12 protein-coding genes and 1 pseudogene are annotated in these 13,186 nt (G+C 54.0%); 11 read left to right on the forward strand and 2 right to left on the reverse strand.

What is annotated here, in order from left to right:
* Positions 1–274 precede the first annotated feature (274 nt).
* The gene (locus tag ACR0KL_RS19115; protein WP_170681749.1) at positions 275–2,152 is read right to left on the reverse strand and encodes an adenylate/guanylate cyclase domain-containing protein; all 1,878 of its coding nucleotides are present in this window, start codon (positions 2,150–2,152) and stop codon (positions 275–277) included.
* 1,238 nt (positions 2,153–3,390) lie between these two features.
* Between ACR0KL_RS19115 and ACR0KL_RS19120 the strand changes: the two genes are divergently transcribed.
* Entirely contained in the window at positions 3,391–3,669 is a 279-nt protein-coding gene (locus tag ACR0KL_RS19120) for a hypothetical protein (protein WP_170474689.1), read from the forward strand.
* A gap of 57 nt (positions 3,670–3,726) precedes the next feature.
* Positions 3,727–4,434 (forward strand): annotated as a pseudogene (locus ACR0KL_RS19125) (IS6 family transposase).
* A gap of 125 nt (positions 4,435–4,559) precedes the next feature.
* On the opposite strand, the gene ACR0KL_RS19130 reads toward ACR0KL_RS19125, so the two are convergent.
* A complete protein-coding gene (locus tag ACR0KL_RS19130; RefSeq protein WP_170768549.1) occupies positions 4,560–5,306 on the reverse strand; it encodes an IclR family transcriptional regulator in 747 nt (248 codons plus the stop codon).
* Between the two features lie 216 nt (positions 5,307–5,522).
* Here ACR0KL_RS19130 and ACR0KL_RS19135 point away from each other — a divergent pair, with 216 nt between their 5' ends.
* The 9 genes from ACR0KL_RS19135 to ACR0KL_RS19175 all read left to right on the forward strand — a co-directional run bounded on the left by ACR0KL_RS19135 (position 5,523) and on the right by ACR0KL_RS19175 (position 13,182).
* Positions 5,523–6,359 carry a cyclase family protein gene (locus ACR0KL_RS19135; protein ID WP_425083499.1) on the forward strand — a complete coding sequence of 279 codons (837 nt, stop codon included), beginning with the start codon at positions 5,523–5,525 and terminating at the stop codon, positions 6,357–6,359.
* Between the two features lie 61 nt (positions 6,360–6,420).
* Entirely contained in the window at positions 6,421–6,765 is a 345-nt protein-coding gene (locus ACR0KL_RS19140) for a cupin domain-containing protein (RefSeq protein ID WP_170681660.1), read from the forward strand.
* Positions 6,766–6,776: 11 nt separating this feature from the next.
* A complete protein-coding gene (locus ACR0KL_RS19145) occupies positions 6,777–7,562 on the forward strand; it encodes an SDR family oxidoreductase (protein ID WP_170681658.1) in 786 nt (261 codons plus the stop codon).
* 3 nt (positions 7,563–7,565) lie between these two features.
* The gene (locus ACR0KL_RS19150) at positions 7,566–8,489 is read left to right on the forward strand and encodes a 3-hydroxyacyl-CoA dehydrogenase family protein (RefSeq protein ID WP_170681656.1); all 924 of its coding nucleotides are present in this window, start codon (positions 7,566–7,568) and stop codon (positions 8,487–8,489) included.
* Between the two features lie 43 nt (positions 8,490–8,532).
* The gene (locus ACR0KL_RS19155; protein ID WP_170681654.1) at positions 8,533–9,813 is read left to right on the forward strand and encodes an ABC transporter substrate-binding protein; all 1,281 of its coding nucleotides are present in this window, start codon (positions 8,533–8,535) and stop codon (positions 9,811–9,813) included.
* A 50-nt stretch (positions 9,814–9,863) separates the two neighbouring features.
* Positions 9,864–10,592, forward strand: coding sequence for an ABC transporter ATP-binding protein (locus tag ACR0KL_RS19160; RefSeq protein WP_480777396.1), 729 nt, complete (start codon positions 9,864–9,866; stop codon positions 10,590–10,592).
* Positions 10,585–11,292, forward strand: a complete 708-nt coding sequence (locus tag ACR0KL_RS19165) for a branched-chain amino acid ABC transporter ATP-binding protein (RefSeq protein ID WP_170681650.1) — start codon at positions 10,585–10,587, stop codon at positions 11,290–11,292. The genes ACR0KL_RS19160 and ACR0KL_RS19165 overlap by 8 nt, the downstream gene beginning before the upstream one ends.
* Position 11,293: 1 nt before the next feature.
* Positions 11,294–12,157, forward strand: coding sequence for a branched-chain amino acid ABC transporter permease (locus ACR0KL_RS19170; protein ID WP_480777397.1), 864 nt, complete (start codon positions 11,294–11,296; stop codon positions 12,155–12,157).
* Complete coding sequence (locus tag ACR0KL_RS19175) at positions 12,154–13,182, forward strand: branched-chain amino acid ABC transporter permease (RefSeq protein WP_480777398.1); 1,029 nt, start codon at positions 12,154–12,156, stop codon at positions 13,180–13,182. The genes ACR0KL_RS19170 and ACR0KL_RS19175 overlap by 4 nt, the downstream gene beginning before the upstream one ends.
* Positions 13,183–13,186: the final 4 nt, after the last annotated feature.

Consider the following 13,186-nt stretch of genomic DNA (forward strand, 5'->3'; position numbering starts at 1 on the left):
CCTATCTTCGAGGAATTCTACAAATTCGATGAGGTGTGGCCGCAGAATTCGTTGGAACGTTTGGAGACTGCTTTATCCTGACGGATCAGTCTTTGAAGCTGAATGGCGGCGTTTGTCCGCAAATAGGCGTTTGCAAAGCCCGACGAGCAAGGCCCGTTTTGGGCTGAAAACACTACAAAGCCACAGCCGCAAATCGCAGGATTAAAGTTTGTCGCGATAGTTGTGGGTGTCTGAGTCTGGTAGCGACATCCGCAAAGCAAACTCGAAAAATCGTTCATTCTTTGGTATCAGGCACACCCAATTTTTGCAGATCTTCTACCCACCGATTGAGATACGCCTCACTCTCGAATGGCGCATTCATCGCCTCTTGGATAGTGAATTCGGGATTGGCCGCTAGAAACTCATCGATAATAGTCTGCGCATCACTGGGAAGACCAAGGCGTAAAAGAATTGGCGCGTAGGTGCGTTTCAAGCCGTCGGGTATTTCGTTCATTTGTTCAACGGAAGCCTTTGCATCTTCATACTCCTCGGTGAAGTACTGAGCCCAACCCAGATTCCAAAGATACCAGTCTTGGTGATGTGGGTTCAGCCGGATCGCCAGTTTCATGCGCTCAACGGCTTCAGGCGCCTTGCCGCCATAGACGAGAGGGTCGATGGAATCTGCCAGAACGGATGCCGAATTTGGATTCAGAGCAATTGCTTTGTCGTAAAGCGAAGCAGCCCGCTCAAGGTTACCGCTTTGAGTGGTTGCATTGGCTAAGACCCAATGACCTTTGAAATTGAAGGGTTCCAGTTCAATGGCTTTCCGCGCCATCTCAAACGCGCGCTCCAGTGATTCCTCGCGCGTTAAAGAGTTCGTCCACCCCCAACGATACCCGTTAATATGTGCCCAAGCGTTTTCGACATACGCCCCGGCATAGTTCGGATCGAGAGCAATGGCTTTTGCGCTAAGCTCTTCCGCCCTTATGTTTCCTTCTTTTGTGAAGGTAAACCACTCCTCCTGCGCGCGTTTGCGCAATTCGTAAGCGCCAAGACTATCAGTAGGCTGATGCTTAAGACGGCTGTACTCTGCCAAATCGATATTCGTGGAGAGAAGCGAAGCTATGGTTCGCGTTATCTCATCCTGTACTGAAAATATGTCCTGTAGGTCTCGGTCATAGCTGTCTGCCCAGATATTCTGGCCCGTCGTCGCATCAATGAGTTGGGACGTCACGCGCAAACGCTCACCGGCAATTTGAACGCTCCCCTCAACAATATAGCGAACACCCAATTCTTCTGACACTTTCTGTATATCTGCCGGAGTGTCCTTATATGAAAATGTCGAATTTCGGGCGACTACGAAGAAGTCTGAAAAACGGGACAAGGCGGTCAAGATGTTCTCACTCAGTCCGTCGCTGAGGTAATCTTGGCTTGGGTCGTTGTTGAGATTGTCGAACGCCATGACCGCGATGGAGGGTTTGCCAGACAGGGCTGCGGCTTGTTCATCCGTGTCCGGGGATTGCACCACGGACCAAGGTTGAAGCCATGCCGCGACTACTAACGCCAGTACAATTGCGGTGCAACTAACCGTGGTTAGGCGATTTTTCCAAGGCTTGTTCGTAAGTGGCACGATAGGAGAAACGATGGCTTTCGCCTTTTTATCCATTGCAAGGCAGTAGATGTGAACGGGTTCGGAGATATTCTTGACCTCTCGCATCCCCAAATCTTCGATGGTGAGATCGAGCTTGGTATGGACCTGTTCGAAAACGCTAGCCGACATGTAAATGCCATCCGGGACAGCCAGGCTTTCAATGCGTGCGGCGACATTTACACCATCCCCGTGAATGTCATCCTGATCGACGACAATGTCGCCAACATTGAGACCGATCCGGTATCGCACCTGCGAATCTTGCGGCAGGTCCGCATTAGCGACGCTTACATAGTGTTGCATGTCCAACGCACACCGAACGGCCTCAACTGCACTTGCAAACTCAAGAAGCAAGCCGTCGCCCATCAATTTGACGATGCGCCCATGTCGCGAAGCGACAATTGGTTCAAAAAACTGCTCGCGATGGGATTTGACCCTTGCAAGCGTGCCGGCTTCGTCATTTCGAATAAGACGGCTATAGCCAACCACATCGGCGGCAAGTATCGCTGCTAGACGTCTTTCCAAAGACTGAACTCCCACAGTGGGCACCACGCTAAACGCAAAATTGCTTCTAGGCCAGATGCGCTAACCGAACACACATTTCCAAAAAGAGCGATTGTTAAGTCTAGATAAGGCATCAGCCTTGAAGCTGTGCCTGACTGCGAAGTGCAGTAGCTCATAAAATGTCCGCTTGGGGCTGCGACCCGCCAACCATGCAAACCGCAGAGAACGGCAATACTGAGCCCAAACCGGCAGATTTCTGCACCTATTTCGACTGTCCGCTTCCGGACTGCCGCCCAGGATAAAGAAACAGACTATCTCGATAATGCGGATAACGGCATCAAAGTTGGCCTGACAAAGTGGCAACGCTATTGGAGTGCTTTAGTCAATGCAGAGACCAGCGCGTTCGGATCTTCCTCCATGCGGGGGAGTAGTACTGTTCTCACGACGTCGTTCAATGCCCTATCCGCTCGGGCAGCGGCTGGGTCATCGTGATCGACGAAGACTTCGAATGCTTCAGTGGCGGCTAAGACTGCGCCCGGCACATGCGCCACGCCCTGTAGCAATGCGCTAATGCCCAAATGTTCCACTTGGTTGCTATTAGTAGGGGGGCCGACGAACGCGGGATTGAACCCGTCAACTCCCCAAACCTGGCTCGCGGTTAGGCCTTCGCCCGTTGCATATTGATGGATGTGCGGCACACTAAAGTGGCCGATGTAGCCGTGGCTCCACAGGGGGCGGTGCGTTAAGGGATTGTACCTGCTTGTGCCTGATAACAGAGCTTGCCAGATCAACAGAGTGGCCTGTCCCTCTGTCTTGGCATGGCGTTCACGCTCTGCTCGCGCACTCTCTGGCAGCGTTTCGACATAGTTACGGGAAAGCGGCAGCAGCGCCAAGCGACCCGGATTAGGCGCAGTGCAACCAAGATGGCACAGAACTATTCAGAGGGTTGGTACTTTGCCGATTGCGACGATCTTTTACTCGAGTGAAAACGAGTGGACGCGAAGTACTACAAGGAAGTGTTGTTGCAAGATCTCAGCGTGTAAATGCAAACGTGTTTGTTTCCAATGCGGCAAGGAAAGTTATTGAATGCATCGCAAAACGCTGTTTCGAGAACCGCAGACGAAACGAGCCAATAGTTGTTCCATCGCAAAGTGCCTACTGATTAAGAATAAATAATGTTCGCGTAATCGTTACCAAAGCTTCGAGCACCAAGTCCATTGTACTTCATGTCACTGGGTTAAAAGGGTATTTTAGTAACAATGGTTTATGAAATCGGTGTAGACATGGCGCTCTCGGCCATGAAGGTATCTTCGGTTGTAAGTGAAAGAGATGACCAACTCTACGCAATGGGAGTCTGTGAGGCGATGGGACTTACACCTCGTGAGGCCGCCTTAGTAATTTTGGCTAAAGAGAGTGAATTTGTTAAGCCCAGAGAAACGGAAATATGCATCAAAAAATGGGCACGCGAAGGAAGTCTGAATCCGACAGAACCCGCGGTCGCCAGTGCCCTTTCGAGGCTCGGCTATAACGAGATTTAGGTTCTTGTCAGAAGGGCTTTGCTTGAGCGGGGTGGGGGTGTTGCCTAGCGTCTGGGAATGACCAAACCTGCCTCTTTCAAGTACTTCAAAACCAGTCCCGAGATCATCCGCCTTGCGGTGATGCTGTACATCCGTTTCCCGCTCTCGCTTCGGAATGTCGAAGACTTGTTGCACGAGCGAGGCATCGATGTGAGTCACGAAACTGTTCGGTATTGGTGAAATAGGTTTGGCCCAGTGTTTGCTGCTGAATTCCGAAGAAAGCGTGTTCAGCAGCTGAGCGCATTCTCCAAATGGAAGTGGTACGTGGACTAGCTTTTCGTGAAGTTGAGTGGCAAGAGACACTACCTCTCGCGGGCTGTTTATCACGAAGGCGATGTATTGGAAGCCGTTGTTACCAAACGCCGAAACAATGCTGCAGTACTGAAATTCCTCAAGAAGTAGATGAAATGACACGGTAAAGCGAAAACCGTCGTCACGGATCGCCTCGCATCGTACAAGGCCGCTCTCAGAGAGCTTTGCGCTACCAAAAAACAAAGGACGGGTAGGTGGCTCAACAACGGAGTCGAGAATTCACACCTTCCTTTCCGACGACTCGGACGCGCGATGCAACGTTTCAAACAGATGCGAAGTTTGCAGAAGTTTGCCGCCGTCCATTCCTCAGTATACAACCACTTCAAACAGGAAAAATCGCTGACCCGCAGAGATACATTCAAGCTAACACGCACCGCCGCTCTTGCCGAGTGGCGTCAACTTTGTTCCGAATAGGTACGCAATTTACGCGGCAAACAAAGACTGGTTCGAATTCATCTGACAGCACCTTCGCGTCTATTACAGCCACAAAAGCTTGACCCGTCCCGAGCCTAAATCGAGCCACAGTCGTTTTCATGTATTCAATGGAAGGTTTGATGAATACTTGAGGATGTTTCCAGCAGAGCTCTTTCGATGCTTTCTTTTTGTCGCGCAAATCGCGTCGTTGGCACTGGAATTGAGATCGCGTGCAGGTCTCCGACCCAGTCGACGAAAGAAAACCCGATCGCCGACACGCCGGCGGAATGCTCGTCCAAATCATAGGCAAGGCCCTGTTCGCGGACCGTATTCAGTTCGGAAAGGAACTCATCCAAATTCCTTTGTATACCATTCCGTTCCCATTCGTTTTGAATGAGCTTTGTCGCATCTTCTTCATCGAGTTGAGCGAGACAAGCTTTCCCATTTGCAGTGGTGGTCAGTGGAAAAACCTCGCCCACTTGCGAAACGGTCGTCAACCGATAGACACCTGGGACCTGATCTAAGAAAACCATGCCGATTCCGCGCATGACGGCGAGGTCTGTGGTTTCCCCGGTCTTTTGGGTCAGTTCTGTCAAAAGCAGCCGGCAGTGTTCGACGATGCTGTACTGCGCGGCACCCGCGAGAGCGCTTAGTTCGGGGCCGAGCCTCAAGCCACCTCCATTTGCATCTGCTATGACAAGTTTTTCTTCAGCAAGTGCACTTGTGATTCTCTGTACCGTAGAGCGGGGCAGGTCAACACGCTCGGCGATTTTCCCCAAGCTCATTCCGGATTGGTTTTCTTTTAGAACACGCAAAATAGAGGCTGCTCTGGAAATGACCTGAATGCCACCTTTATCCGGTTTTTCAGACATTTAACCTACCCCATTCTGTCTTGGCATCGTAGCTTTGGATGCCTGGCGATTTTTTAGTGTTGTATCACAATGCGGTGCAAGTCAACCGTATAGTGAGTTTTAAGTTGACCGTAATGCGGTGCGCGTGCATCATCATACGGGACAGGTGGGGAGGCCACCCAGACAACTGAAAAGCGAACACCGCCGCGTTGCCGGCGAACAAAGGAGATATGCCCAATGGTCGAAATCCGCGGCATTGAGTTTCAGTCAAACACCGACAATGACATGGGGCTCGAGTTTTACAACCTTAGCCACAGATACGGGTTCCAGTGCCCGAACTGGCCCTATTTCAAAGACGTCCAAATCGACCGAAAGCACTATATGGCCAAGTCCGGCGTGTTGTCTCAGACGATTACCACAACGATGCATGTGACAACGCACATCGATGCTCCAGCGCATGTCGTTCAGGGAACGCCGTTCATCGACGAAGTTCCGCTGCCGCATTTCTTCGGTTCGGGATTGGTCGTCTCGGTTCCCAAGAAGAAGTGGGAGCAAATCACAGGAGATGATCTGGAGAAGGCTTGCGGGCACGCAATCCGCACGGGCGACGTTCTGATCATCAACACTGGTTGGCATAAGCAGTACGAAGACGGTGACTACTTTGCTTATTGCCCGGGGCTTGTTCCTTCCGCTGCCGAGTGGATGATCGAAAAAGGTGTGAAAGTCGTTGGCCACGACACCCAGGCAAACGATCACCCTCTGGCAACGGCCATTGGCCCGCAGCGTAACGGTCCAATTTTGCCACACCTTGAAAAAGAATATCTTGAATGGTCAGGGGGGACACCGTGGGAGGTTGATTTCCCCGAGTGGGAACCAGTGCACAACATGCTGTTCTCCAAAGGTATTCTCGGTATTGAAAATGTCGGTGGGGATCTGGATGCGGTGACAGGCAAGCGCTGCACATTCGCCTTCTTCCCATGGAATTGGGACCGAGGCGACGGCTGCATCATCCGACTGGTTGCGATGATCGACAAGAACCAGTCCTACCGCATCGAAGCTGGCGAAGAATTCTGAACACTCACGGACCGGTCGCCGGTTCGCCGGCGGCCGCCAATAACCTTGAGCGGAGACGGACATGCATCTGAAGCGCTTTCAAGACGCCCAACCCTACGAAGCACCGAACCATTTTGGGTGTCATGGGCTTCGCTTGCAAGGGTTTGAGGAAGGCGGGCCGACAAATCAGTGGATTGGCTTCAGCCAGTTCCTACCGGGTGGTGGTGCTGGGCCGGACTCCACACCTTTTGAGAAAGTCTACGTCGTCTTGGAGGGTGAGATGACCGTCATCGTTGACGGCACAGAAACCATTCTTGGGCCGATGGATAGTTGCACGATCGTACCGGGCGAAGTGCGCAAAATTGAAAACCGCGCCAACCACACCTGCAAAATGCTGGTGGTCATTCCGTATCCGCCAGAAAGCTGAGGACGAAAAGAATGTCTGATCCACTCAAGATGTTTGACGTAAAAGACAACGTCGCACTGATCACCGGAGCATCCGGCGCGTTTGGCACGGTCGCAGCGCGCGTCTTGGCCGGAGCTGGGTGCAATCTGGTTCTGGCTGCGGGCAATCAGGACGCGCTCAACGAGATCGCCAAAGAGTGCAAGTCGCTTGGTGCGATCGTCGTTGCGGTGAATACGCGCCCGTCCGACGAGGCATCCTGCAGTGCGCTGGTAGAAGAAGCAGTCAATAATTTTGGTAGGCTCGATATTCTCGTTGTCGCGTCCGGTATGAACAAAGTTGCGCCGATCAACGAAATGGCGCCAGAGACCTTCGACGCAGTGATGGACGCCAATGTGAACCAAAGCTGGCTGTTGGCACGCGCGGCGGCGGCGCACATGAAGCAAAGCGAATACGGCAAGATCATTTTCGTCAGTTCCGCGCGCAGCATCCTGGGTCACCCAGCTGGCTACACGGCGTATTGCGCGTCAAAGGCTGCTGTGAATGGGATAACCAAAGCCTTAGGATGTGAGCTAGGTCCAACAGGGATCACCGTCAACGCGATCGCGCCAACGGTATTCCGTTCGCCTTTGACGGCTTGGATGTTCGAAGACACCGACGAAGCGAAGGCAGTGCGTGACGGTTTCCTGACCCGTGTTCCCAAAGGACGACTTGGTGAGCCTGAAGACCTTGCGGGTCCTCTTTTGTTTCTCGCGTCGCGGGCATCTGATTTTTACACCGGGCATATCCTTCATGCCGACGGCGGATACACGGCGGGTTAAAGAATGGCGCGCAAAAAGCAGCAGATAGCGGTAATCGGCGCGGGTCTTATGGGGCACGGTATCGCCCTGACCTTAGCAAAAGCAGGTCAATATGTGGCCATCACAGATCCCGTTGAAGAGGCGCGCGCTACCGTGCCTGACCGCATTCGTGCCAGCATGGCTGCGATGGGGGATGACGAGGTCACAATCACGAAAACCCTCAAGATGATTGAGATTTTTGCGACGACGGAAGGTTCGGTTCGAAACGCCGACGCTGTGTTCGAAGCGGCACCGGAAAAGCTGGAGCTCAAGCAAGCGATTTTTGCTGAGATCGAGGCGCACGCACCAGAGACCTGCATCCTCGCTTCAAATACGTCGGTCATGCCCATCACTCAGATCATGTCTGGATTGCGGCTGAAAAGACGCGCGTTGGGGACGCATTGGTGGAACCCGCCGCATATGATCCCGCTAGTTGAAGTTATCAAGACGGAATGGACAGATCCCAAGATCGCGCAAACCATGTTCGATCTGCTGAAGGACGCAGGAAAAACTCCGGTGATGGTCGAGAAGGACGTGCCCGGTTTTATCGGCAATCGCCTTCAGCATGCGCTGTGGCGCGAAGCGGTCAGTCTGGTGGAAAACGGTATTTGCGATGCGGAAGCCGTTGATACCGTGATCAAGTCCAGCTTTGGGCGGCGATTGGCAGTCCTTGGCCCGTTGGAAAACGCAGATCTGGTTGGTACTGACCTAACACTCGATATCCACGAAAACGTACTACACGATCTTGAGGCGCATAAAGGCCCTTCATCCTACCTCAAGTCGCTTGTCGATGCGGGCAAGCTGGGCATGAAATCAGGCGAAGGTTTCAGGAAATGGGCCGAGGGCGAAGCAGATCAGATTCGCCAACGTGTCGCGAAACATCTGAAAAATCTCGAGAAGACTTTGTAAGATCAATCAAACACTGGCGGGAGGCCGGTGAAGGGAGGACGCAATGACAAAGACTTTTAAGACGGCCACAAGGCGCGGTTTTATTGCCGGGGCTACGGCGGCAATCGCTGCTCCGGCCATCCTCCGGGCAACGCGTGCTTATGCGGCAAACCCGACGCTAAGGATTGGCAATGTCAGCCCGCGTACCGGTCCACTGGCTGGTTTCGCCGAGGCTGATGAATATGTGCTTCAAGCCATTCAGCAGGTCTTTTCGGCCGGGTTGGACAATAACGGAAAGACTTGGAACGTCGAGATCATCTCAAAAGACAGCCAGTCCAACCCCAACCGCGCAGCCGAGGTCGCCGCTGACCTGATCTTGGGCGATGAGGTCGATATCATCGTAGCGGCTTCAACGCCGGACACGGTGAACCCTGTTGCGGATCAGGCAGAGATCAACGAAGTTCCCTGCATCACGACTGATTGCCCTTGGCAGCCCTATTTCTTTGGCCGCAATGGTGTTCCGGGTGAGGGTTTTGAAACGACCTATCACTTCTTCTGGGGTTTGGAAGACGTGATCGCGGCGTTCCTTGATATGTGGGATAAAACGGGTGTCACAAAAACCGTCGGCGGTCTATTCCCCAACGATGCCGACGGTAATGCTTGGGGCGATGCGGAACTGGGCCTGCCTAAACCGCTCGCCGCAGCTGGCTACACGTTGACCGATCCCGGTCGCTATCAGCCTTTGTCCGACGACTTCTCAAACCAGATCGCAGCGTTCAAGGCTGCCGACTGCGAAATCGTCACGGGTAACATGATCCCACCTGATTTCGCTACGTTCTGGAGCCAGGCCGCCCAGCAAGGGTTCAACCCAAAGGTCGTGACCATTGGCAAGGCGCTTCTGTTCCCATCCGTCATTGAATCGCTGGGAGACCGCGGTGACGGGTTGTCGACCGAGGTCTGGTGGTCCCCGCATCATCCGTTCTCGTCCTCACTCACCGGCATTTCCTCGAAAGACCTAGCCGAAGGTTATACCGCAGAGTCCGGTCGCCCCTGGACTCAACCCCTTGGCTTTAAACACGCTCTGTTCGAGGTCGTCGCTGATGTCATCAAACGGGCGGATGATCTGGAAGACCCGTCTTCGATCATTTCGGCAATCACCTCAACCAACCTGAACACAATTGTCGGGCCGGTGAACTGGGGTGATGGGCCGATGAACAACGTCACCAAAACTCCGCTGGTCGGAGGCCAGTGGCAGAAGTCCGGAGACGCCTATGAGCTGCAGATTGTTGCGAACAGCACCGCGCCCGAAGTTCCGATCACGGCCGATATGAAACTGCTGGGCTGACCAGACATTCGGCGCCGATCTTGGTGCCGAACCCTCCATCCGAGAGAAGCATGACGACAATCTTGAGACTCCAAGACCTGAGCAAGGCATTTGGCGCGGTAACTGTCGCCGATGCCATGAGCTATGAGGTCCACAAAGGCGAGGCTCTCGGGGTAATAGGCCCCAACGGCGCTGGCAAAACCTCGATGTTCAATCTGATCACTGGGACGCTCAAATCCAATTCCGGGGTGATAGAATTCAGTGGGCAAAACGTCACCAAATGGAGCGCGGCAAAGCGCAGCCATGCAGGCATCGCGCGTTCTTTTCAGGTCCCGCAGCCGTTTTTGGGCATGACTGTTTTCGAAAACGCGATGATCGCCGCCACGCAATCAGCTGGCATGCACGGACACCAGGCCGAAAACTTTTGTCTGGAGGTTCTGGACCAAACGGAACTGCTGCCCAAGGCAAACGTTCTTGCTGGTAGCCTGACTTTGCTGGAGCGCAAACGCCTGGAACTAACACGTGCGCTTTGCGCCAAGCCCAAACTGCTGTTGCTGGATGAGATTGCAGGTGGTTTGACCGAAGCTGAGTGCAAGTCACTGGTCCAAACCATCAAGGACATCCACGCCGCTGGCGTCACCATCATCTGGATCGAACATGTTGTGCATGCGCTGCTGGCCGTCGTGGATCGTCTGATCGTCATCGACTTTGGCAAAAAAATCGCGGAAGGCGAGCCACAGGCAATTATGGAAAGCGCTGAAGTAAAGGAAATCTATCTGGGGATCGAAGCCGATGCCTGACTCAATTCTTCAGACACGCGGTTTGAACTCCTACTACGGCGATTTCCAAGCGCTCTATGATGTCGAATTGGACGTCGGCGAGGGAGAAGTTCTGGCCATCATTGGTGCGAACGGCGCAGGCAAGACGACCCTGATGCGGTCAATCACCGGGTTGCTGACGAACGGGCGGGATCAGATTCACTACCGTGGTCAGGATATCAGCCGCCTTCGCGCAGACCAAGTTGCAGTACTTGGCCTCGCCATGGTTCCAGAAGGTCGCCAGTTGTTCCCATCGTTGTCAGTCAAGGAAAACCTGATGATCGGGGCTCAAGTTGGTCGCTCAGGCCCTTGGGATCTGAAAGCTGTTTATGATCTGTTTCCGATCCTTGAGGAGCGCAAAGATCAGGCCTCTACATCGCTGTCGGGCGGCCAACAGCAGATGGTCGCCATAGGGCGTGCCCTGATGTCCAATCCAGATCTCATCCTGTTCGACGAAATCAGCCTTGGGCTGGCGCCGATCATCATTAAAGATATCTACGACGCTCTGCCCGGCATCATCGGTGAGGGCATGAGTGCGATCATCGTCGAACAAGACATCACCAAGGCACTGTCGGTCTCTAGCCGGCTCTACTGCCTGCAGGAGGGGCGCGTTTCGCTGGAAAGCGCGTCTGACACCGTTTCGCGCGAAGACATTTCGCGCGCGTATTTCGGGATCGAATAATATGGAATGGCTTAACGCTATCGTGCAGGGAACTTTGCTGGGCGGGCTATACGCGTTGTTTGCCGCAGGTCTTTCGTTGATCTTTGGGGTTATGCGGCTAGTCAATATTGCCCATGGCGATCTAATTGTGTTGGCTGCATATCTTGGGCTGACCGTGACGACCGCGACCGGGATGCACCCGATGGCCGCATTAGTGATTGTCGTTCCCGCTATGGCTCTGATTGGGTATGCCCTTCAACGCGGCCTACTGAACCAAACCCTGGGCGACGATATCCTTCCACCGCTGCTTGTGACCTTCGGGCTGAGTGTAATCATCCAGAACGGGTTGCTGGAGGTCTACACAGCCGACCCGCAAACACTGAATGCTGGTGCTCTGGAAACAGCCAGCGTTGCGGTAGGCGGTGTGACCCTCGGGATCTTGCCGCTGCTGACTTTCGGGATTGCAATCGCCGTGATCTGGGGGCTCCAATGGACCTTTTATCACACTGCTATTGGTCGCGCATTTCGAGCGGTGTCCGACAATCAAGACATTGCCCAGCTCATGGGCCTCAATCGCCGACACATCTTTGGCTTGGCCATGGCGCTGGCCCTCGGCGTGACGGCAATCGCCGGTATTCTGCTTGGCATTCGGACAAGCTTTGATCCCTCGATTGGCGGGGGCCGCCTGATCTTTGGCTTTGAGGCTGTCATTATCGGCGGGCTTGGCAACCTTTGGGGCACTCTCATTGGCGGCGTTATTCTTGGCGTCGCGCAAACCATCGGAGCTAAGATTGATCCGGGCTGGCAAGTACTAGCCGGCCATATTGCCTTCCTTGTTATTCTTGCCGTTCGTCCGAACGGCCTCTTCCCGAGGGTTTCCGGATGAACTTGCAGGACTACAGTGTATCTCGGTCATCAAAAGCAGCGCGCGTTGCAACGATCGTGGCCGCAATCGGTTTGCTTGTTCTGATTGCAGCGCCCTGGTGGGCAGGCCGCGCCGACATGCGCTTGATGGGGGAGCTGTTTCTCTACCTATCCCTTGCCACCCTTTGGAACCTCATGGCGGGCTACGCCGGCCTCGTCTCGGTTGGGCAGCAAGCCTATGTGGGCTTCGGCGGCTATATGCTCTTCGCACTTACGATGCTGGGTGGGCTGAACCCCTTGGTTGCTATTGCAGCAGCGGGAGCGCTAGGGGCTTTGATCTCGATCCCGGTTGCTGTTCTGATCTTCAGGCTTCGGGGCGCATATTTTGCCATTGGCACCTGGGTCATCGCAGAGGTCTTTCGACTGAGCTTCGCGCAAATCTCAGCGCTTGGCGGAGGGTCAGGATCTTCGCTGCCCGTTGCCATCGTGAAATCACTGGCATCCGGGCGCGCGATGCGTGAGGCGCTGAGCTATTGGCTGGCACTCGGGGCCGCCGTGCTGGTTGTGACCGCCGTGTATCTCTTCCTGCGTTCGCGCCAAGGTTTGGCATTGACGGCAATTCGGGACAACGAACTGGCCGCCGGTAGCCTTGGCATCGATATCTGGCGAACGAAGTTCATAGTGTACGTCGTCACGTCGGCATTCACGGCGATGATCGGCGCGCTGATCTTCTTGCAAAAGCTGCGCATATCGCCGGATGCGGCGTTCAGCGTCAATGATTGGACTGCCTTCGTCATCTTCATCGTAGTGATCGGCGGCATCGGTACCATCGAAGGACCGATCATCGGCACACTCGTCTTCTTTGCGCTGCGCGAAACGCTGGCCGACCTAGGAACAACTTACCTGATCGTTCTCGGCGTGGTCGCAATTGTCGTCATGCTCAAGGCGCCAAAAGGCATTTGGGGCGTGATCCGTAGCCGCTATGATCTGCAACTTTTCCCGCTGGGCTATCGCGTAAAGCACACCGGACAATCCAAGGAAAACTGAACCT

The organism is Ruegeria sp. C8 (assembly GCF_056537565.1).

Coding starts and splice junctions, on each gene's coding strand:
- ACR0KL_RS19120 (WP_170474689.1), top strand. CDS start 3,391: ATGGTTTATGAAATCGGTGTAGACATGGCGCTCTCGGCCATGAAGGTA.
- ACR0KL_RS19130 (WP_170768549.1), bottom strand. CDS start 5,306: ATGTCTGAAAAACCGGATAAAGGTGGCATTCAGGTCATTTCCAGAGCA.
- ACR0KL_RS19135 (WP_425083499.1), top strand. CDS start 5,523: ATGGTCGAAATCCGCGGCATTGAGTTTCAGTCAAACACCGACAATGAC.
- ACR0KL_RS19140 (WP_170681660.1), top strand. CDS start 6,421: ATGCATCTGAAGCGCTTTCAAGACGCCCAACCCTACGAAGCACCGAAC.
- ACR0KL_RS19145 (WP_170681658.1), top strand. CDS start 6,777: ATGTCTGATCCACTCAAGATGTTTGACGTAAAAGACAACGTCGCACTG.
- ACR0KL_RS19150 (WP_170681656.1), top strand. CDS start 7,566: ATGGCGCGCAAAAAGCAGCAGATAGCGGTAATCGGCGCGGGTCTTATG.
- ACR0KL_RS19155 (WP_170681654.1), top strand. CDS start 8,533: ATGACAAAGACTTTTAAGACGGCCACAAGGCGCGGTTTTATTGCCGGG.
- ACR0KL_RS19160 (WP_480777396.1), top strand. CDS start 9,864: ATGACGACAATCTTGAGACTCCAAGACCTGAGCAAGGCATTTGGCGCG.
- ACR0KL_RS19165 (WP_170681650.1), top strand. CDS start 10,585: ATGCCTGACTCAATTCTTCAGACACGCGGTTTGAACTCCTACTACGGC.
- ACR0KL_RS19170 (WP_480777397.1), top strand. CDS start 11,294: ATGGAATGGCTTAACGCTATCGTGCAGGGAACTTTGCTGGGCGGGCTA.
- ACR0KL_RS19175 (WP_480777398.1), top strand. CDS start 12,154: ATGAACTTGCAGGACTACAGTGTATCTCGGTCATCAAAAGCAGCGCGC.